Genomic DNA, 19,476 nt, shown 5'->3' on the forward strand with positions numbered 1-19,476 from the left:
GCAAAAAATGCTGTAGAAGCCGGTTTCGATGGAGTAGAATTGCATGCAGCTAACGGCTACCTTATTGAACAATTTATTAATCCCGGAACTAACTCAAGAACAGATGAATATGGCGCGAATATCGAAAACAGAGGACGTTTTCTGCTCGAAATTGTTGAGCAAACAGCACAGGCTATAGGTAAAGAGAAAATAGGAGTCAGATTTTCCCCTTATGGAATATTCAATGATATGCCAGCCTACGATCAGGTTGATCAAACCTACCTGTACCTTGCCGAAATGCTTGCGGGCTTTGGAATTGAATATATTCATGTACTGGATCATTCTACAGACAATGCTCAACCAGAAATTCTCAAGGTAAAAGATATTATAAGGTCAAAATTTAAGAATACCCTGATCTTTTGCGGAGGATTTACCAGAGAAAGAGCTGATGTTGAATTAGAGAGAGGTGTGGCCGATCTTATAGCTTTTGGTACGCCTTTTATTACTAACCCTGATCTGGTCAAACGTCTTGAGAACGGTGCAGAGCTAAATGAGCCCGACTTCAGTACATTTTATTCAGGCGGAGAAAAAGGATATACCAGCTACCCCTTTCTGGCAGAAGTTGTTGGATAAATAGGATTAAATTTAGTTAAATCTTCAAAGAGCCTTATGATCTTTTTCATAAGGCTCTTTTATTTCAAAGGAAATTGATAAAGTTGCTTCAGAAGACTCAACTCAGGAATCTGAGCAGCCTATTCGATTTTAATTTGTTTGATTTAGGAAACATGTAAAAGAGAATGATCAAATATAAAGGAAAAACATAGATTTACCTTTAAATACAAAAATTTAACAAAATGAAAAAGCATTTCTCTCTCCTCTTCTTGCTTGTTTTAATGATACATTCTGTAATGTCTCAGACTAAGAAACCTCTTAGAATGGGAATAGCCGGAATTACTCATTCTCATGTACATGGTTTGTTAGGAAGACCTCAACGAGGCGATATAGAAATTGTCGGCATAGTTGAGCCCAATAAAGATTTAGCTCAGCGTTATTCCACGAGATATGGCTATAATATGAATATTGTTTTTAATTCATTAGCTGAGATGATTTCCAAAACAAAACCCGACATCGTAACCGCATTTGGATCAATATTCCAGCACCTGGAAGTAGTACAAGCCTGTGCTCCTTTGGGTATCCATGTTATGGTTGAAAAACCCCTGGCAGTAAGTTTGGATCATGCAGAAAAAATGAAAGCTCTAGCCGAAAAACACAAAATACATCTGCTAACAAACTATGAGACTACCTGGTATCCCACCAATCACAAGGCCTACGAACTTGTCAATAAAGACAAAGCGATAGGTGATTTAAGGAAAATTGTTGTTCATGACGGACATCAAGGGCCACAGGAAATAGGAGTAAACAAGGAATTTTTAGATTGGTTAACTGATCCGATTAAAAATGGCGGAGGCGCAATCACCGATTTCGGATGTTATGGCGCGAATCTTATCACCTGGTTAACGAATGGCGAAAAACCCGAGTATGTAGTATCTGTAACCCAACAGATAAAACCCAATATTTATCCGAAAGTTGACGATGAAGCAACTATACTTCTTAAGTATCCGAAGATGCAAGGTATAATTCAAGCCTCCTGGAACTGGCCTTTTAGCCGAAAAGATATGGAGGTATATGGTAAAACCGGATACGTTATCACGGATAACAGTTCCGACATTCGGGTACGTTTAGAAAAGGACAAAATGGAACAAAAGGATAAGTTGAAAGAGCGTCAAGCTCCGTATAATGATCCATTTTCCTTATTTTCTTCAGTAGTTAGAGGAGAAATCACATTACCAAAGTATGACCTTTCTTCCCTTGAAAACAATATGATTGTTGTAGAAATATTAGATGCGGCAAAAAAGAGTGCTAAAACAGGGAAGGCAGTAAAACTTAATAAGGGCAATTGAAGGGTTTGAAAACCCTTCAACCTTTAGATCTTACTTTGGGATTCTTACCCTCTGTTTGCTCCAGCAAACAAATTTTCACCCGCTGGTACATGCTTTTCTTGTCGAGAGCGCACTCTAACTGATTCAAAATATTTAAAATGTCACCGTCGGCTTCATTCAGCCATTTTCGGTTTTCGTTTTTAATAACTTTCAGAATCGGCTCCAGTTCCGAGAGCACTTTTCGGCCTCCGGGACTCAAAGAAATCATCCTTTTCCGTGCGTCTTTTTTATCAAGGCCGGTTTTAATCAATTTGCGATCAAGCAGCTGATCAACGAACTGCACCACCGCAGCATGGCTGATTCCAAGTGAATCGGAAATCTCAGTAATAGCGAGTACTTTTTCACGATTCAGAAGCTCCAGGATTAGGTACCATTTCGCTTCAAAATCAACCTCTGATTCTTTATATATTTTGCTCACATCCTGGGAAAGTCTCTCACTTAACCTTTTCAAGCGTGTGGCAACCGCCAGCTCACCTAAATATAGAAAAGGATCCTAACCCAGAAGTCTGTAGCCGTTTTCATTTCCTTAATCCAATTGATTTACATTATTTATTTGATCGCCTTTTTCACCTTTCACTTTTCACCTTTCACCTTAACCGGCTCTCCTCTTCTCCTCCTCCGCTCCCCCATTTCTCCTCCTTGATCCCGGCACCTGCGTTTTACCAAAGCGATATGAAAAACTTAGTGTTCCAACCCGGGTATCACGATTTTGCAGGAAGCGTTCCCCGTATCCGCTAAGGAGAGTAACGGCATCTACATTATTTGTAAAGAACACATCGGAAAGATTTAACTTAAGAGATGCTTTCTTGTCGAAAAGCTGCTTTTGTACACCCACGCTCATATGCCAGATGGGATCAATATCAAGAAACCCATAGGTCGATTTGCTCTGATAATTGCCGGCAAGTTCTGCTGTCACCGTGCTGTTGATTATGAAGTATTGTTGCTGTTGAATGTAAAGGTTGTCATACCCGCATCCAGGTTAGTATTAACCAGATTACCGCTGTATCTACCGTAATAAAGCAAAGCATTGTTATTGCTGTTTAACCATTTACCAACTGCAATGGGAAATCCGAAGCTTACATTATAGTAGTCGAGCTTAGCCAGGTTGCGCCCCTTTTGAATAACTGTGTTCGGCTCGGTATCCGGCGACAATACTCCCAAAATGTTGTCGGTGGTCCGGCTATAGCCAATTTTTGTGATATACTTTTGCTTCAAGGTATGAGTTAACTCGAATGAATTGGTAAGCTCCGGCTTAAGGAAGGGGTTTCCGGCAGAAGAGGTTGCTGGATCCAGGAATACCTTGAAGGGATTAAGCTGGCGGTATGAAGGCCTGTTAATTCTCCGGCTTAGCGACAAACCCAGGTCGTTGTTTTCTGTGAATTTGTATCCAAGGTATCCGCTGGGAAACAACTGTGAATAACTACGATCAAAAGAGGAGTTATCCTTAATTTGAAGTCCGTCTGCGAGTGTATTTTCCAGTCGCAAGCCCAGCTGCACACTGAACTTCTTCCACTTTCCAGACCCGTTTACATATGCAGCATTTATATTCTCATTATAGATGAAATGGTTGCTCTTTCCTGCATCAAGTACATTACCCCCATTGCTGCGGTCATAAAACGCTACATCATTTTCAGATTCCACCCAGCTGCTTTTCAAACCAGCTTCAAAACGCCCGCCCCAGGCTTTTACCGGCTGGGAATAGTCTACCTTAAACGATCTAATATCCAATAACCCCGAAAGATCTCCCAATAACTGGTATGGTGTCCGTGTTGGATCCTGATTGAGGTCCAAATAATTGGTGGTATAATTTTGAATTTCATATGATATGAATCTGGCATAGTCGATATCTGCACTTAACTCTTTACCGCTTGAATCCACTGTGTGTTTATAATTCAGGTTATAACTGCTGTTTGTGCGTTCCGGAGTATTAGTCCCAAGTGTATTAAAAGAACCGGTATTTTGTTGTGATGCATTAAATGATTTCGCACGGCTGTCTGAATCAACGGTTACGGCGCTTGAAATTCCATTGGCAGTAAATCCGATAATAACATTTTTACTGAGGTTATAGTCAGCCCCGATTCGAGCATTGTGATTATTAAATGCAAACTGGAAGTAGTTGACATAATTATTGCCACCCGTCAACTGACTTGTAGGAGTATAGAAACTTCTGAAAATCGTGAGATCGTTAAAATCTTCTCTAAACCCATAATTACATGATCCAAAAACATTCAGCTTCTTCGACCGGCTGTTTATATTCAGTGAAGGGTTAACTTTTGCATAAACGCCCTGTCCGTAACTAAGTGATAAAGTCCCATTTGTCCCGACATTATTTCCTTTTTTCAGTCTGATGTCGATGATACCTGAATTCCCGGATGCATCATAGCGGGCTGATGGATTAGTTATCAGGTCAATTTTCTCTATTTGATCAGCAGACATGCTTCTGAGCATATTAGCTAAGTCCTGTCCTGACATAGGCACAAGCTTTCCGTCGATCATAACCAGAACGCCCTGCCTGCCGCGCATAGAGATGTTATCGTTCTGATCAACGTTGATGCCCGAAGCCTTTTGCCTCGGTTTCCAGGGATAAGTTCAGGGAGGGCCTTTATCATACATTAACCATTGGGATCTTTTGCAATGGGTTTTGACGAGAACAGAAAAGACGCCCGGGTAGCGCCTTTTCTGTCTTATTGCTTGCGAGCACACGGGGTGTCTTCGCCCAACCCGATCTGGGGATTTATTCTTATTGTATTAGTTCTTACACGGAACTCGTTCAAATTCAATATTAAATACAGAAGCATCAGAAAAAACTTCCCGGCCCGTTTTGGGATCAACAGTATAATTTTTCTGAACGAGTTTATCTCCTTCCATTTTAAATTCTACCTGTAAGGTGTCATTGATACCTTCCTGCATATAAACCCAGGAACCTTTAATCAGTTCGCCATTCCTGGTCGCTGCTATTTTTCCAACCCGGCTATCCTTTTCCATTGGATAATGTGCGAAATCCCCGCTTACTTTATCGCCCTCAATAAACAGACTGAGGGAAGTAGTGTCCTGATTAGCAGTGCCCGACAGCTTCTGAAAACATATAGTATCGCCGGCTGGTGCTTTATCCCGGCCCTGACTGTTCTCTATATTATCTCCTTCCGCAGTTTTTTCAGGTTGGGATGTGCAGGCCGCAAGACTTAATATCGCAGTCGAAAAAATGACAAATCGTTTCATAATATTTATTCTATATGATGCAATTATCTTGCCTTATCCTTTTCGAGTCCGGGATTGCCAAAAAACTTATCACTGAAATTAACCAGAAAAAGTTCGTTAGTGGATCGGGTTATACCCGTGTAAAGCCATCGCAAGAATTCCGTATTAAGCATTTCATCCGTGAGATAACCCTGGTCGATAAAAACGGCAGGCCATTGCCCGCCCTGTGCCTTATGACAAGTAACCGCGAAAGCAAATTTTATCTGAAGAGCATTGTAATAGGGATCCTTCTTCATCTCCTCCATCCTGATCTGCTTGTTTTCAAAATGGCTGTAATCCTGTTGCACTGCTTCAAACAAGCGCTTACTGTCGGCCCCCGATAAACTTGGAGTTTCCGCATAAAGAGTGTCTAGCAAAACTTTACAGGTCAAAGGTTCCTCGTCCGGATAATCTAACAGTTCTATAACTACTTCCGCAAAGCGAAAGCCATATTGCTCCTCCGTCCTTCTTACCTTTCGAATCTTCGCAATATCCCCATTGGCAATAAATCCTCCGCTATTGTCTTCTGCCTGGAGCCAGAAATAATTGTTACGTACCACCATGATAAAATCACCGCCGGTGATTTCTTCCTCCCTGTATAATATCCGGTTCCTGATATTCTGATTATAGGCATTGGCACTTTTGTTGGATCGGCAAATTACTATAGAATTTTCAATCCCATATTTATCATAAGCGTAACTCAGGCCCTCAACCAGTTTTTCCCCGGTCATTTTAAAGATATCCCGAAATCCATTCAGGTTAAAACGCGGAAAGTTGCTTTTATTCTTTCTAATGAGTTCACGCAATTGAGTCGCGTTATGCAGAATGCCTGATTCCTTTTCCTGACGTACTACATCTGTAAGTTCATAAGTAAACAGCCGAAGGCCAAAATGATCTTTCAGTATTTTCGGGTCGAGGGCAGGGCTATTTTCGGATCCAACCGGTGGTAATTGCGCTGTATCCCCCACAAGCATAAGCTTGCAATTTTTCCCATTATAAACATAGCTGATCAGGTCCTGAAGCAGACTCTGCCTGCTGTAATCATGAACCTGATCTGAGATCATCGAAGCCTCATCGACTACAAAAACGGTATTTTCTGATAAGTTATCTGAAAGCACAAAATTCATCTCCGGGCTTGCTGTAACTTTCTTCCGATAAATGCGCTTATGAATGGTAAAAGCCTTTTTACCTGAGTAGTTGCTAATCACCTTTGCTGCGCGTCCGGTTGGCGCCAGTAAAACAGATTTAAGTTTTACCCGTGGCAATACCTTGACCAAGGCACTAATCAAGGTGGTTTTCCCGGTTCCTGCATATCCTTTCAAAAGAAAGCATTCCTCGCCTGAACCCATCGGCAGGAACTCTTCAAGCAATTTAAAAACTTCCCTTTGCTGTGGTGTAGGTATGTTTCCGAAATTCTGTTCCAGGAGGGACTCAATATTCATCTCCGCAATTTGCAAAATCTATTAAATCTTTTGACTATTTATAATTCACCAGGCAGAGACAAATATTGCTGAGAAAACATATTTTTGTCACAGATGAATAAACTGCTCTACCTTTCTGACGACGAAGTTCAATCGCAGCTGGCAGCGAAATATGACCTGTTAGTACACTTTGGGCCTAAAAATCTGCAGTACGCTATAATTGATGCCGGACAAAAAGAAACGAAGGTTCTGGCAGAATACGAAATCCCTGCTCTTGCAACAACATCAGAACTCATTCATTCTTTCGAAAACCTGCCGGAAAGCAACAGACAATTTAGGTTTGCTTTTAACAAAGTAAAAATATCATTCACCACATCTAATTATACATTTATTCCGGCTGACCTGTTTGAAGAATCAGATCAGCAGCAGTATGGAGAATATATAAACCTCACGGATGCCAGAGACGTCCTTGTTGATACCATATCTTCGGCACAAATTAAGAATGTAACTGCTATAGATTCGGATTTTAAAACCGCATTAGCTGGAATTTTCAACAATCACAGCATATATAATCAGGCGAGCCCGTTTTTGGAAGGCGCTCAAAAGGCCCTTCAACGTGATAGCGAATCGATCATCTTTATTGATTTTCAGCCTGAATATTTCCAGATCTCATATTATAAAAATTTCAAATTGGAATTTTATAACACATTTGAATATCAAAATGCTGACGAGTTTAATTACTACCTGTTAAATGTAATCCAATCCCTTGAGATAGTTTTAGGAGACACACAAATCGTCCTTTCGGGGAAGATTTCTAAACAGGATGAAGTTTATCAGCGAATTGGAAAATATTTTGAAACTGTGCGCCTCTCTGATGCTGCAGATCTGAATAAATATTCCAGCAAATTTGGCGAAGTTCAAGCCCATACCTTCTCTACTCTCTTTAGCCTCGACCTATGCGAATAATCGGCGGTAAGCTAAAAGGATTACGTTTAAACCCGCCTCAAAAATTGCCAGTCAGGCCAACTACTGATAGTGCTAAAGAGGCGCTTTTCAATATTCTATACAACCAGTTTGATTTTGAAAATTTGAAAGTTCTCGATCTGTTTAGCGGGACTGGGAATATTTCTCTGGAATTTGCCTCGAGAGGGGTGCTCTCTGTAACTTCCGTCGACCGCGATTTTGGATGCTATAATTATCTAAAGACCGTGGCTAAACAGTATGGCCTTGAGGCTATTCAGCCTGTTAAAGCGGATGTTCTCAAATACCTGGAAGTGGAAACGGATAAGTATGATCTTATTTTTGTTGACCCGCCGTACGACCTTCCTCAAATGAATCAGATCGCTCCAATTGTATTTAGACGCGACATCCTGAACCCTGATGGCTACCTCATCGTAGAACATCACAGTTTAAAAAAAATAGACAATGACCCGCATTTTATAGAGCAAAGAAAATATGGATCTTCATCATTCAGCTTCTTTACACACACTACAGATTCATGACCCGGTCCGCTTGGTTTTTAGCACTTTTATCCATTAACTTTATATTATGAAGATTGCCTTATTTCCGGGCTCATTTGATCCAATAACCAAAGCTCATGTAGATATTCTCCGTAGGGCTATTCCCTTGTTCGATAAGGTAGTAATTGGCATAGGATTGAATAGCAACAAAGCTGCTTTCCTCGATATAAACAGAAGAAAGGCGATGCTTGAGGCTGTATTTGCGAACGAAACGAAAGTGGAGGTTTTAACTTACGAAGGACTGACCGTAGAATTCTGCAAAAAGATTAACGCTGGTTACATGATCAGGGGCATTCGAACCGTATCAGATTTTGAATATGAGAAAGCTATAGCACAAATGAATCATGCCCTCGTTCCGGAAATCGAAAGTATTTTTATTGTAAGCAAACCCGGCTACTCTTCCATAAGTTCAACCATCGTACGCGACATCATGAAAAATAATGGCGACGTGCGACAATTTATACCAAAAGAAGCATTCGATCTGCTGTAAAACTCTCTAAGTTTCCATTGCCTTTTTCAATGCAGCAGTCTGGTGATCCACCAATTTTTGCAAAGGCCCTGCGGCAAGCATTTTCATCATCATGTTGAGTTCGGCAGAGATAGTATACAATGCTTTAGTTTTACCTCCGCCCTGATCACTTAACGACCATTTTAGCTCAAGCGGGAAGGGAGCTTCTTCTGAAGGAACGGCAATAATTTCTTCATCCTTTTTACGGGAGGATATTTTCAACGCAAGTTTTGCCATATTTTGTATGGTAAATCTTGCTTCATCCTGCGTTGATGACCAATTATATATGTTTTCAGGCATTAATTGCTGATGGTTATTGAGATCAGAAAGGAATGCGTAAACAGTTCCCACTGGCTTTTCAATAGATACACTGCTTTCTATGATGGTCATATTTTTACTTTTATTGATTCACCCCAACCTTCCGGATCCTCCCGCCATTTTCTCAATAACTTCAAATCAGCTTCGGCTACGAAGTTGTGCTTCTGTGCATAATTAACCAGCGCATTATAATTTGACAAAGTAAAGAACGGACATCTGGCATTTTTAAAGTTCTGGTCCGCAGCATCAAAGCCGTAATTAAAGATACCTACCAAACCAGCAACTTCGCAACCCGCATCGCGTAAAGCATTTACAGCTTGCAGGCTGCTTTTGCCTGTGGAAATAAGATCTTCTACAACCACAACTCGTTGACCAGGAAAGAATTCACCCTCAATCAAACTTCCTGTACCATGTTCTTTCGCTTTAGATCGTACATATATAAAAGGAAGCCCTAATTCCTGAGCAACCAGTACACCCTGAGGGATACCTGCTGTAGCAACACCCGCTATAATCGAAACAGAACCAAATTCTTCCTGCACCAACTCCGTCAATTTTTGCCGGATATAAGTCCTGATGGAAGGATGAGAGAGCGTTATCCGATTATCACAATAAATAGGAGATTTCCAACCGGATGCCCAGGTAAATGGATTGCCCGGTTGTAATTTAATTGCTTTAATTTGCAGAAGAAATTCAGCTACTTTTTGTTCTACCTCACCCTTGTTCGTCATGCCGCAAATTTATAAAATATATATCAATGAAACAGTTTTAATCCTTACAGACTCTATCCCTCCTGATCTTGAAGATTATCAGGAGCTGAATGTCAGAGAGTTTAAATTTTCCAAATTCTACCCTAATGTAAAAGCCCTGGAAACCCCTAAAAGTTTTTTATTGCTTACAAAAGATTTTAAAGATATTTTCAAAAAGATTAAGAAATCTATGGAGCTGATTAAAGCTGCAGGAGGCTTAGTGAGTAATGAAGAAAACAAGTACCTCTTTATTTTCAGGAAGGGGAAATGGGATTTACCCAAAGGTAAATTGGATAAAGGCGAGTCGTTTAAAACCGCGGCCGTGCGTGAAGTAGAGGAAGAATGCGGAGTCAGGATCGACAGCTGCGGCGAAAAAATCTGCAAAACTTATCATATTTATGAAGATTACGGAGTTCCGGTGATTAAGAAAACAGTATGGTATTGGATGAGGGCCGACAATCAGCCTGATCTGGTTCCCCAATTAGAAGAAAGTATTACTGAGGCAAAATGGCTTGCTGCAGGGGATTTTATGTTGGTGAGGGAAAATACATATCCGTTGATCAGGGATGTGATTAAGGTTATTGAGTATTGATTAGGATTACGAACAAATTGTCTGGAATAGGATTCGTAGGATTATATGATTACCAAGAGATTGCTTCGTTACCTCTCGTAACGACATACCCTTTGCAATTTTATAGCAAACGCAGCAAGGGACTCCGAGTTATTTTCTGGAATTGGTTTCTTGGTTCTTGATTCTTGGCTCCTGGTACTTGGCCCATGGTTCTTAACTCCTGGCTCTAAACAAACCGACACAATTTCCGGTAAACTATTAAAAAACAGAAATTTAGTCATCCTGAAATCAATGACTCAGGTCAAAAGTTCAGGTGACTCAAATCATGCGGATTGTGGTCTTTTTTTTGATAGTTTGCTTATATGAATTTGAACAACTTTACGATCAAAGCACAGGAGGCAGTTCAAAAAGCTTCCGAGATAACTTCTGGCAATCAGCAGCAAGCAATTGAGACAGCCCATCTGTTGAAAGGCTTGCTGACTGTTGATGAGAATGTGATTAGTTATCTGCTCAAAAAACTCAATGTAAATATTAACCGCATATCGGAAGTGGTGGATGCTCAAATACAGAGTTTCCCGAAAGTGAGCGGAACGGAGATCTATTTGTCTTCAGGAGGGAATAGTGCCCTTCAAAAAGCCCAAACCTATTTAAAAGAATTCAAAGATGAATTTGTATCTGTCGAACATATACTTCTTGGATTACTCGGAACAGGCGATAAAGTAAGTGCCATACTGAAAGATGCTGGTGTTAATGAGAAGGATCTAAAGAAGGCAATCAGCGAATTACGCGGTAACACCCGGGTTACCGACCAGAATGCGGAAGCTACCTACAATGCACTAAACAAATATGCCCGTAACCTGAACGAGTACGCTGAATCGGGTAAACTTGACCCGGTTATCGGCCGCGATGAAGAAATTAGGAGGGTTATCCAGATTCTTTCGCGCCGTACTAAAAATAATCCCATTCTTATTGGCGAGCCCGGGGTTGGTAAAACTGCTATCGCTGAAGGGATTGCATTCCGTGTCATCCAGGGTGATGTCCCTGAGAATCTGAAATCGAAGACTGTATTCTCCCTTGACATGGGTGCACTCATTGCAGGTGCGAAGTATAAAGGCGAATTCGAAGAACGCTTGAAGGCTGTCATTAAAGAAGTCACCCAAAGCGACGGAGAGATTATTTTATTCATAGATGAGATCCACACACTTGTAGGTGCCGGAGGCGGTGAGGGAGCAATGGATGCAGCCAACATCCTCAAACCTGCATTAGCACGGGGTGAACTGCGAGCAATTGGTGCAACTACGTTAAATGAATATCAGAAATATTTTGAAAAAGATAAGGCGCTCGAACGTCGCTTTCAGAAGGTTCTGGTAGATGAGCCGAATACACAAGATGCTATTTCAATTCTGCGAGGCTTAAAGGAGAGATACGAGACCCACCACAAGGTGAGGATCAAAGATGAAGCAATCATTGCTGCTGTTGAACTATCGCAGAGATATATTTCGGATCGTTTTCTTCCCGACAAGGCAATTGACTTGATGGATGAAGCGGCTTCAAAATTAAGGCTGGAAATGGACTCCGTTCCGGAGGCTGTTGATGAACTCAACCGCAAAGTCATGCAGCTTGAGATAGAGCGGGAAGCTATTAAGCGTGAAAATGACGATAAGAAAGTCAAAGAACTTTCAGAAGAGATCGCGAATATGTCAAGCGAACGCGATTCTCTTAAAGCACGCTGGCAGGCTGAAAAGGACCTCGTTGACTCAATAAACAATCAAAGCGAGCTCATAGAAAACTATAAACTTGAAGCCGACCAGGCCGAACGTGCGGGAGATTATGGAAAAGTAGCTGAGCTGCGGTACGGGAAAATCAAAGAAGCACAGGATGAGGCGGAACTTCTTAAGAAACAACTTGAAGAAACGCAGTCTGACAATCGAATGCTGAAAGAAGAGGTTACTTCCGAGGATATTGCTGGCGTAGTATCGCGATGGACAGGTATCCCAATTACAAAAATGATACAGAGCGAACGCGAAAAACTGCTTCACATGGAAACTGAGCTTCATAAACGAGTTGCCGGTCAGCATGAGGCGATTGAAGCTATTTCAGATGCGATCAGGCGTTCCAGAGCCGGGCTTCAAGATAAACGTAAACCAATTGGATCTTTTATCTTCCTGGGAACGACTGGTGTAGGTAAAACAGAACTGGCAAAAGCGCTTGCCGATTATCTTTTCAATGATGAGCATGCGATGATCCGCATCGATATGAGTGAATATCAGGAGCGGCACGCAGTTTCAAGGCTTATTGGCGCGCCTCCGGGATATGTTGGTTATGATGAAGGGGGACAACTTACAGAAGCCGTTCGCAGAAAACCATATTCAGTCATCTTACTTGATGAAATTGAGAAAGCACATCCGGATGTTTTTAACATTCTGTTACAAGTGTTAGATGATGGAAGGCTGACCGATAATAAAGGCCGATTAGTTGATTTTAAAAATACAATTATTATCATGACCTCGAATATCGGTTCACATCTGATTCAGGAAAACTTCAGGGACCTAAATGAAGCAAACCGGGAGGAAGTGATAGCAAAGACTAAGAATGAATTGTTTGACCTTCTTAAACAGACTATTCGCCCTGAGTTCTTGAACCGTATAGATGAATTAATAATGTTCACACCGCTTAACCGTGACGAATTAAGGGAAATTGTTTCACTTCAATTTAAAGGAGTGAAAGATACCTTAGCGGAGATGGGCATTGATATAGAAGCTTCCGAGGAGGCCCTGGACTGGCTTGCTCAATTAGGCTATGATCCTCAATTTGGAGCCCGGCCTTTGAAACGCGTAATTCAGAAAAAGATACTGAACGAGCTTTCTAAGGATATCCTTTCCGGGAAGGTAGATAAGGATAGCCGGATTAAATTAGATATGTTCGACAACCAGTTTGTATTCCTGAACGCCGACAGTTTATAGTCAGGCAGACTTAAAAGCATAATAAAAAAGCAGCTTTGATTTCTCAAAGCTGCTTTTTACTTGTAAGGATGTAATCTTTTTAAAGTATACAGAATTAAGCTAGTCTTACGTTAACTGCACTAAGGCCTTTTTTACCTTCTTCTACTTCGAATTCTACTTTGTCATTTTGTCTTATATCCTGTTTAAGTCCACTGACGTGAACGAAAATTTCTTTGCCATCTTCTTGGGTAATAAATCCGAATCCTTTGGACTCGTTGAAGAATTTTACTGTACCGGTTTCCATTAAATTAATTGTTTAGTTATAAAAATAGTTAAAGTGATTAATGCAAATTAGTTAATTAATTGCAATATATAAATATATAAAAATGTTAATTCATTTACGGAGGTGTGACTTCCAGCAAAACTTAGTTGCTTAAGCACTTATCGACAATACTCTGAAGTATCTTCTCCTTATTAAAAAACTCAGAAAGCAATTTAAACTGATTCATCGTTCTTACAAGATTTTGTTCCGGGTAAGAAACAGGGTAATAGATGTCCCCGTTAAGGTAGTCTGTTAGAAACCTAAGAGCCTGCATGTAAATCAGATATTTTCCAGAGAAAAGGATAAGATCCTTCTCAGTAGCGGTGAGGATGGGTCCCATTTCTTTTAAATAACCCTTAACAATCGCTTCAAAGTATTCTATCCGGATGAATATCTTATCCATATCCTTTTCATTCTCTGAATAAGCACATAAGTACGTACGCATCATATCCCCGAGATCGGAGATGAACTTCCCAGCCATTAGAGTATCGAGATCAATGACACAAATGCCTTTACCGGTCGTTTTATCAAAAAGCATATTGCTGATCTTAGTATCGTGATGCATCACCCGGTCAGGAAAATCAGAGGAGCTTCTGTACGAATTAAAATAGTCTACGATAAAAGTGAGTCTTAATGCCTTTTCAATCTGACTGGCGGCCCTGGTTTGGAGGTTAGGATCAGCCTTTTCAACCGCCTCTTTGAATTGCTGATAACGAAGGTTTAGATCGTGAAACCCGGGTATACTCGGCTTCAGTAATGACACATCGAAACCATTCAGAAGTTTACTAAGCCTGCCAAATTGTTCAGCAGCTTCAAATGCCTGCTGCGGATCACTTAGTGTGTCAAAAGCAACTGAATTAGGGATAAACCTGGTCAAACGCCAGTAAATTTCATCTACATAAGCCATTTCCTTCCCATCCTCAGTTGGGATTGAACCGACAAAAAGATATTCCGGATAATGTTCTTTAAGATAGCTTCCAACAAGACGCACGTTCTCTGCTATAATAAGCGGGTTTTTGAACACATTCTGATTTATACTCTGCAGGATAAATTGTTGTTCATGTCCTTCCTGGGATACTAAATAAGTGGTATTAATATGGCCCGACCCAAATGGCATTGAAGCTATCTGAAGAGGTTCAAATCCATATTCTTTCAGTACATTCTGTATGATGGTATCCATTGAATATTATCACAAAATAGTTAATGGTTTCTTTTGACATTAGCATCTTCTAAACTAAGTTGCCGGTACTTACCGACAAAATAAATAGCTGAAAAGATTGTTAATACCAATCCTGCAATGGATAATACAATCACGCTGTTGGAAAAGAAAGTTACCCAATTAAGCTTCACTTTAAATATCTCCTTACTCATCAAAACACCCACACTGCCGATATAGCCGAAGGAATCCGCCAGATAAATCAGGAAGCCCACGTTTCCTGCATGTTTAAATGTTGCGATAAGGCGATCAAAGAATACCGAGTTAAAAGGGATATAGACCATGTATAATCCAAGTCCGACAATCGTCATCCACCAAAGCGGATCAAGCGTACCATTAATGAAAAGATAAGAGGAAACGCCAGCCAGGATAAAACCTAGTCCTATAAAAATGTGTGAAAGCATAAATGCCTTGTAACTGTTCTTAATTAACACCATGCTCCCTACAAGTATCAGCACTACAATGGTGATTGGGATTTCTGTTTGGGCGAAAAGTTCCGGTTTATCGAAAAATCCCATTTCCTTCCACATCTCAGCACCAAAATTGTCACGGATATCACGAAAGATTGTTGCAAAACAATAGATCAGGATACAGGCCGCAAGCCCGGGCAGGAACATCATGATAAACGCTTTTCTGTCGGCAGCTGACATCGGTTCCCTGTGTGTACGTGCTGCGATGTCTTCCTCATCTGGCTGGGGGATTTTTTCGATCATGTAAACAAAGATCAGGAGTGGGCCGGCGAAGACAAGCCCTGTATAGAAAGGAACCCAAAATTCCGAAATATTAAAGTTGACCAGAAGCCATGCGCCTACGGTCTTGACAAACCCGGAAGCAAAAATAAAACTTACAGCAAGCGTTGCTCCAATAAAGTCTGTGCTCCTTCGGCCTTCAACGTAAGAAAACACCACCCCCCATAGCATGCCAAGTGGAAAACCGTTTATAAATAAAAAAGCGATGTTATATGGAGGCGGGACAATTGCAAAGAAAAGCCAGCTAAGCCATGAAATCCCCGTTAGAAGAAGAATGATTTTTCCGCGTCCAGTTCGCTTTAACTCAGAGATATATTTTATGCCGTAAAACTTTGCCAGCATGTATCCTAGCATTTGGCTAAGAACGAGTATTGTTTTATAGCTGTATCCGGCAATTTCAATTCCGTCAAATGTGGCTACAGTAAATGATTTCCTGAAACCGAAAACCATAGTATAGGTGAGGAAAACAGTAATGGCAGAGTAAATGCCGATCTGAAAGCTTGTTCCTTTAATGTGTTTGGATGTAAAAAACGCCACTCGTGTAAAAAATAATGTCTAATTTTTATTAATTAAAAAAGGAAGGTAATAAAACCTTTGGCATTGGAAAAGTTCTTGAAATTATTTGAACTTGCCGAACTCCATGGAATTCTATATTTTCACTCAGATAAGAAAGTAAAAATGAAAGCTATTGTCCTGATCCCTCTTTTATTACTCCTCGGCATTTTCCCAACAAGTGCACAAGAAAAACCTCTTCAGATAATCATGATTGGCGCTCATCCTGACGACTGCGATATCAAAAGCGGAGGTACCGCTGCCCTATTTGTTGCCATGGGACATAAAGTTAAATTCTTATCCGTTACCAACGGCGATGCAGGCCATATGACGCAAGGCGGAGGCATGCTCGCTAAAAGAAGATATTTAGAAACTCAGGAAGTTGCACGCCGCCTTGGAGTGACTTATGACGTCCTCGATAACCACGATGGAGAGCTTTTACCTACCCTTCCGATCAGGCTTGACATCATCAGAAAGATAAGAGAATGGAATGCTGATGTAGTTATAGCACCCCGATCCAATGATTATCACCCTGACCATAGATACACAGGTATCCTTGTTCAGGATGCTGCATTTATGGTGGGTGTACCCAATATAGCAGCTGACACTCCCCCACTTAGGAAGAATCCAGTTTTCCTCTATTTTCAGGATAATTTTAAAAAGCCAAATCCTTTTCAACCGGATATAGCAATAGATATCACATCTGTGATTGACAAAAAGATTTACAGCCTGGATTCACATGAATCCCAATTTTACGAATGGCTGCCATGGATTGGGGGTAATCCGGCTGATGTACCTGCCGGCAAAGCTGAACGATTGGAATGGTTGAAAAAAATGAGAAGCGGCAGTTTATCTCCGGAAATTAGAGCAAGCCTTCAGAAATGGTATGGTCAGCAGAAAGCAGAACAGGTAAAATACGCAGAAGCGTTTGAGATCTGTGAGTATGGCAGCAGGCCAACAGAATCGGATTTAAAAAGGCTATTCCCCATGCTTGGGAAATAGCCTTGACTTATTAGCTAGTTAATTATTGTTATCAAGCTCTTCTTCCGAAGTACCTCCGGGATTGTCGACATGATTATATGAATCTTTCGGATATCGGATTTCCTTACCTTCAGAATTTTGATTCCCGGGCATGTTAGGATCGATTTCGTTTTTAGCATAGCCGCCGCTTTGGTAGTGTTGATCGCGTGTAGAGTGGTTTTCCTCATTTTCGCGGATGCCGCGCTCATTCGCTTCAGGCACTTTTGCCCTTTCAGTCATTTTATGCAGGCTTCCCTTAGGCTCTTTTTCTACTCCTCCAGCTCCGCCAAGGGTTCCATTATTATTTCTTGAATTATCAGAATTGCTTTCTGAGAATCCACTTTTCTTATCTGTTGCCATAATTCTTTCGCTTTATACCAATACAACAACAAAAAGGAACCTTTGTTCAAAAAACAATGGCCAGGCTGCTATTCAGGCTTTGGCCCTCGTTTGTATATAATTAATCCGTTTAAAAAGTTCCGGAGTATCTGATCGCCGCAAGGCTTGAAATTTTCATGCTCCTTATTTCGGAATATTGCCGCAAGTTCCGATTTGGTTATTGCAAAATCCACCAGCTTCAGAATATCCACAATTTCCTGATCGTTTAGCTTTAGCGCTACACGAAGTTTTTTCATGATATCATTATTGCTCATTTATCTTGAAATTTCAATTTTAACACGTTTGTTTTTTATTTTCTCGTTGCTGATGAGCTTCAGAGTATTCTCCACTTTAGCCCTGCTAACCGCAGCATAAGATGAAAAATCCTGTACTTCGATTAAGCCTAGCTCCTCTTTTTTTAGTTTGCCTTTCTGAAGCAGAAGCCCCACAATATCAATTTTATTGATCTTATCCTTTTTACCCGCACCGATATATAAGGTCACCCAAGAAGTATTTTCAGGAACCTGCCCATTCTCTTCCAATTCTTCAGTTTCAGTAAACTTTGAGAGGAATACAGGATCTTCTTCTTCTGTGAGTATAACGTATGCAGTTCCTTTTGCATTCATCCGGGCTGTGCGCCCATTGCGGTGCAAAAATGCTTCTTCATTATGGGGAAGCTGGTAGTGAACTACATTTTCAATTTCCGGAATGTCAAGTCCGCGGGAAGCTAAATCAGTTGTGATAAGAATTCTGTAACTACCGTTTCTGAATTTTAAAAGTGCTTTTTCCCGGTCGTCCTGCTCCATGCCTCCGTGAAATACTCCATGATCCAGTCCCATATCGGATAAAACACCAGAAATACGGTCGACGGCCTCACGGTGGTTGCAGAAAACCAGTGTTGCTTTGTTTCCAATTTTACAAATCAATGCAAATAGAGTTTCTAATTTATCAGCGGCTTCGGAGAGTACCCTCCGAACTTTCAAATCCGGAGTAATGGTGCTGTCCTTTAAAAAATTGACTTCAACTGGCTTGAATACTCCGGTAAAACCCGGGATTTCCGTCATTTTTGTGGCTGATGTAAGGATTCTCCGCTTAAGGTTTTTCAACCTTCTTATGATGAACTCCATATCATCCGCAAACCCGAATTCTAAAGCCTTATCGAACTCATCTAATACCAGGGAGTGAATTGATTCCGGATTGAAATTCTCGTTTCTTATATGATAAGCTATTCTTCCTGGAGTTCCTATCAGTACCGCCGGAGCCTGAACCAGATTGTTTTTTTCTGTCCGGACAGGATGGCCTCCATAACAGCAATTCACTTTAAAACTTGTACCCATCGTCTTATAGACTTGCTCTATCTGTAGGGCCAGCTCCCGTGATGGCACAAGAATCAAAGCTTGTACACCCGGCAATCCTGCACTTAAATTTGAAAGCACCGGAAGCAAAAAAGCAATTGTTTTCCCTGAACCCGTTGGGGAAAGAAGAATCGTATCGTTACTTGAAGCTGCTTTTATCGCTGCACGCTGCATTTCGTTTAATTCAGCAATACCCAGGTTTTGTAATTCTTTCTCAAACATCCGGTAAAGGTACTTGCTTTAATCGGAATGAAATAATAATCTAATTTCAGGAAAATGCTTATTGTTAGATTAATAAAGCAATTAATAGAATACTTAATGTTTATTTTCGCGTCTGAAAAACAAACCTATAATACTTACGTTTTCAAACATGATCAAAAATTTAATTCCTTTATTCCTGGTGACGGGTGCCTTTTTTTCGGCATGCCAGTCCAATTCAAAATCGATAACAAATGCCGATAGCCTTGCCGTACAGGCTGATCAAAATCCTGATTCTCAGGAGACAGATGCTTCACAGAACAAAGAAGAAGAAACCCCTGCGCGGAAGAATGGAAAAATCGCCAGTGCAGCCGAAATACTAGCTCGTCCTCAGGTGCCCATCCTTTGTTACCACCAGATCAGGAATTGGACGGCTTCAGATGG

General features: G+C 40.9%; 18 protein-coding genes and 3 pseudogenes. 9 read left to right on the forward strand and 12 right to left on the reverse strand.

Features of this window, described 5'->3' with window-relative positions:
- A pseudogene (locus WBJ10_RS07845) lies at positions 1-612 on the forward strand (alkene reductase); the annotation flags it as partial.
- 221 nt (positions 613-833) lie between these two features.
- Positions 834-1,940 (forward strand): Gfo/Idh/MocA family protein, encoded by a 1,107-nt coding sequence (locus WBJ10_RS07850; RefSeq protein ID WP_424289021.1) that lies wholly within the window; start codon positions 834-836, stop codon positions 1,938-1,940.
- 16 nt (positions 1,941-1,956) lie between these two features.
- Here the strand turns inward: WBJ10_RS07850 and WBJ10_RS07855 are convergent, their stop codons facing one another.
- The 4 genes and pseudogenes from WBJ10_RS07855 to WBJ10_RS07870 form a co-directional block, all read right to left on the reverse strand.
- Entirely contained in the window at positions 1,957-2,430 is a 474-nt protein-coding gene (locus tag WBJ10_RS07855) for a MarR family winged helix-turn-helix transcriptional regulator (protein ID WP_424289023.1), read from the reverse strand.
- Between the two features lie 141 nt (positions 2,431-2,571).
- A pseudogene (locus WBJ10_RS07860) lies at positions 2,572-4,502 on the reverse strand (TonB-dependent receptor domain-containing protein).
- Positions 4,503-4,727: 225 nt separating this feature from the next.
- A complete protein-coding gene (locus WBJ10_RS07865) occupies positions 4,728-5,198 on the reverse strand; it encodes a hypothetical protein (protein ID WP_424289025.1) in 471 nt (156 codons plus the stop codon).
- 23 nt (positions 5,199-5,221) lie between these two features.
- Positions 5,222-6,658, reverse strand: coding sequence for an ATP-dependent DNA helicase (locus WBJ10_RS07870; protein ID WP_424289027.1), 1,437 nt, complete (start codon positions 6,656-6,658; stop codon positions 5,222-5,224).
- Positions 6,659-6,751: 93 nt separating this feature from the next.
- Here WBJ10_RS07870 and WBJ10_RS07875 point away from each other — a divergent pair, with 93 nt between their 5' ends.
- The 3 genes from WBJ10_RS07875 to coaD are packed head-to-tail and all read left to right on the forward strand — an operon-like array spanning position 6,752 to position 8,647.
- On the forward strand, positions 6,752-7,603 hold the full coding sequence (locus tag WBJ10_RS07875) for a DUF3822 family protein (protein WP_424289029.1): 852 nt from the start codon (positions 6,752-6,754) through the stop codon (positions 7,601-7,603).
- Positions 7,594-8,139 carry an RsmD family RNA methyltransferase gene (locus tag WBJ10_RS07880; protein ID WP_424289031.1) on the forward strand — a complete coding sequence of 182 codons (546 nt, stop codon included), beginning with the start codon at positions 7,594-7,596 and terminating at the stop codon, positions 8,137-8,139. The genes WBJ10_RS07875 and WBJ10_RS07880 overlap by 10 nt, the downstream gene beginning before the upstream one ends.
- Before the next feature lie 46 nt (positions 8,140-8,185).
- Positions 8,186-8,647: a pantetheine-phosphate adenylyltransferase gene (coaD, locus tag WBJ10_RS07885; RefSeq protein WP_424289033.1), complete on the forward strand. Its 462-nt coding sequence runs from the start codon at positions 8,186-8,188 to the stop codon at positions 8,645-8,647.
- A gap of 6 nt (positions 8,648-8,653) precedes the next feature.
- On the opposite strand, the gene WBJ10_RS07890 is transcribed toward coaD, so the two are convergent.
- Both WBJ10_RS07890 and pyrE read right to left on the reverse strand, forming a co-directional pair.
- Complete coding sequence (locus WBJ10_RS07890; protein ID WP_424289035.1) at positions 8,654-9,055, reverse strand: SRPBCC family protein; 402 nt, start codon at positions 9,053-9,055, stop codon at positions 8,654-8,656.
- A complete protein-coding gene (gene pyrE, locus WBJ10_RS07895) occupies positions 9,052-9,711 on the reverse strand; it encodes an orotate phosphoribosyltransferase (RefSeq protein WP_424289037.1) in 660 nt (219 codons plus the stop codon). The genes WBJ10_RS07890 and pyrE overlap by 4 nt, the downstream gene beginning before the upstream one ends.
- Between pyrE and WBJ10_RS07900 the strand changes: the two genes are divergently transcribed.
- Together WBJ10_RS07900 and clpB are read left to right on the forward strand one after the other, a co-directional pair.
- Positions 9,710-10,321, forward strand: coding sequence for an NUDIX hydrolase (locus tag WBJ10_RS07900; RefSeq protein ID WP_424289039.1), 612 nt, complete (start codon positions 9,710-9,712; stop codon positions 10,319-10,321). The genes pyrE and WBJ10_RS07900 overlap by 2 nt on opposite strands.
- Before the next feature lie 341 nt (positions 10,322-10,662).
- The gene (gene clpB / locus WBJ10_RS07905) at positions 10,663-13,263 is read left to right on the forward strand and encodes an ATP-dependent chaperone ClpB (RefSeq protein ID WP_424289041.1); all 2,601 of its coding nucleotides are present in this window, start codon (positions 10,663-10,665) and stop codon (positions 13,261-13,263) included.
- Between the two features lie 94 nt (positions 13,264-13,357).
- Here clpB and WBJ10_RS07910 read toward each other — a convergent pair whose 3' ends face one another.
- The 3 genes from WBJ10_RS07910 to WBJ10_RS07920 all read right to left on the reverse strand — a co-directional run bounded on the left by WBJ10_RS07910 (position 13,358) and on the right by WBJ10_RS07920 (position 16,066).
- On the reverse strand, positions 13,358-13,546 hold the full coding sequence (locus WBJ10_RS07910; RefSeq protein ID WP_079703939.1) for a cold-shock protein: 189 nt from the start codon (positions 13,544-13,546) through the stop codon (positions 13,358-13,360).
- Positions 13,547-13,667: 121 nt separating this feature from the next.
- Complete coding sequence (locus tag WBJ10_RS07915) at positions 13,668-14,744, reverse strand: phosphotransferase enzyme family protein (protein ID WP_424289044.1); 1,077 nt, start codon at positions 14,742-14,744, stop codon at positions 13,668-13,670.
- 20 nt (positions 14,745-14,764) lie between these two features.
- Complete coding sequence (locus tag WBJ10_RS07920) at positions 14,765-16,066, reverse strand: DUF5690 family protein (protein ID WP_424289046.1); 1,302 nt, start codon at positions 16,064-16,066, stop codon at positions 14,765-14,767.
- Between the two features lie 63 nt (positions 16,067-16,129).
- Between WBJ10_RS07920 and WBJ10_RS07925 the strand changes: the two genes are divergently transcribed.
- Positions 16,130-17,083: a PIG-L deacetylase family protein gene (locus tag WBJ10_RS07925; RefSeq protein ID WP_424289048.1), complete on the forward strand. Its 954-nt coding sequence runs from the start codon at positions 16,130-16,132 to the stop codon at positions 17,081-17,083.
- Between the two features lie 18 nt (positions 17,084-17,101).
- Here WBJ10_RS07925 and WBJ10_RS07930 read toward each other — a convergent pair whose 3' ends face one another.
- The 3 genes from WBJ10_RS07930 to WBJ10_RS07940 form a co-directional block, all read right to left on the reverse strand.
- Positions 17,102-17,461, reverse strand: a complete 360-nt coding sequence (locus WBJ10_RS07930) for a hypothetical protein (RefSeq protein ID WP_424289050.1) — start codon at positions 17,459-17,461, stop codon at positions 17,102-17,104.
- A gap of 68 nt (positions 17,462-17,529) precedes the next feature.
- Positions 17,530-17,754 carry a DUF1456 family protein gene (locus tag WBJ10_RS07935; RefSeq protein ID WP_424289052.1) on the reverse strand — a complete coding sequence of 75 codons (225 nt, stop codon included), beginning with the start codon at positions 17,752-17,754 and terminating at the stop codon, positions 17,530-17,532.
- A complete protein-coding gene (locus tag WBJ10_RS07940; RefSeq protein ID WP_424289054.1) occupies positions 17,755-19,056 on the reverse strand; it encodes a DEAD/DEAH box helicase in 1,302 nt (433 codons plus the stop codon).
- Positions 19,057-19,204: 148 nt separating this feature from the next.
- Between WBJ10_RS07940 and WBJ10_RS07945 the strand changes: the two are divergent.
- Positions 19,205-19,476: pseudogene (locus WBJ10_RS07945) on the forward strand (polysaccharide deacetylase family protein); the annotation flags it as partial.

It is taken from the genome of Daejeonella sp. (assembly GCF_049655485.1).
In the GTDB taxonomy this organism is placed as follows: Bacteria; Bacteroidota; Bacteroidia; order Sphingobacteriales; family Sphingobacteriaceae; genus Daejeonella.

What these genes read in the sequence shown, in the direction of transcription:
- WBJ10_RS07850 (WP_424289021.1), top strand. Translation starts at nt 834, where the DNA reads ATGAAAAAGCATTTCTCTCTCCTCTTCTTGCTTGTTTTAATGATACAT.
- WBJ10_RS07865 (WP_424289025.1), bottom strand. Translation starts at nt 5,198, where the DNA reads ATGAAACGATTTGTCATTTTTTCGACTGCGATATTAAGTCTTGCGGCC.
- WBJ10_RS07870 (WP_424289027.1), bottom strand. Translation starts at nt 6,658, where the DNA reads ATGAATATTGAGTCCCTCCTGGAACAGAATTTCGGAAACATACCTACA.
- WBJ10_RS07875 (WP_424289029.1), top strand. Translation starts at nt 6,752, where the DNA reads ATGAATAAACTGCTCTACCTTTCTGACGACGAAGTTCAATCGCAGCTG.
- WBJ10_RS07880 (WP_424289031.1), top strand. Translation starts at nt 7,594, where the DNA reads ATGCGAATAATCGGCGGTAAGCTAAAAGGATTACGTTTAAACCCGCCT.
- coaD (WP_424289033.1), top strand. Translation starts at nt 8,186, where the DNA reads ATGAAGATTGCCTTATTTCCGGGCTCATTTGATCCAATAACCAAAGCT.
- WBJ10_RS07890 (WP_424289035.1), bottom strand. Translation starts at nt 9,055, where the DNA reads ATGACCATCATAGAAAGCAGTGTATCTATTGAAAAGCCAGTGGGAACT.
- WBJ10_RS07900 (WP_424289039.1), top strand. Translation starts at nt 9,710, where the DNA reads ATGCCGCAAATTTATAAAATATATATCAATGAAACAGTTTTAATCCTT.
- pyrE (WP_424289037.1), bottom strand. Translation starts at nt 9,711, where the DNA reads ATGACGAACAAGGGTGAGGTAGAACAAAAAGTAGCTGAATTTCTTCTG.
- clpB (WP_424289041.1), top strand. Translation starts at nt 10,663, where the DNA reads ATGAATTTGAACAACTTTACGATCAAAGCACAGGAGGCAGTTCAAAAA.
- WBJ10_RS07910 (WP_079703939.1), bottom strand. Translation starts at nt 13,546, where the DNA reads ATGGAAACCGGTACAGTAAAATTCTTCAACGAGTCCAAAGGATTCGGA.
- WBJ10_RS07915 (WP_424289044.1), bottom strand. Translation starts at nt 14,744, where the DNA reads ATGGATACCATCATACAGAATGTACTGAAAGAATATGGATTTGAACCT.
- WBJ10_RS07930 (WP_424289050.1), bottom strand. Translation starts at nt 17,461, where the DNA reads ATGGCAACAGATAAGAAAAGTGGATTCTCAGAAAGCAATTCTGATAAT.
- WBJ10_RS07935 (WP_424289052.1), bottom strand. Translation starts at nt 17,754, where the DNA reads ATGAGCAATAATGATATCATGAAAAAACTTCGTGTAGCGCTAAAGCTA.
- WBJ10_RS07940 (WP_424289054.1), bottom strand. Translation starts at nt 19,056, where the DNA reads ATGTTTGAGAAAGAATTACAAAACCTGGGTATTGCTGAATTAAACGAA.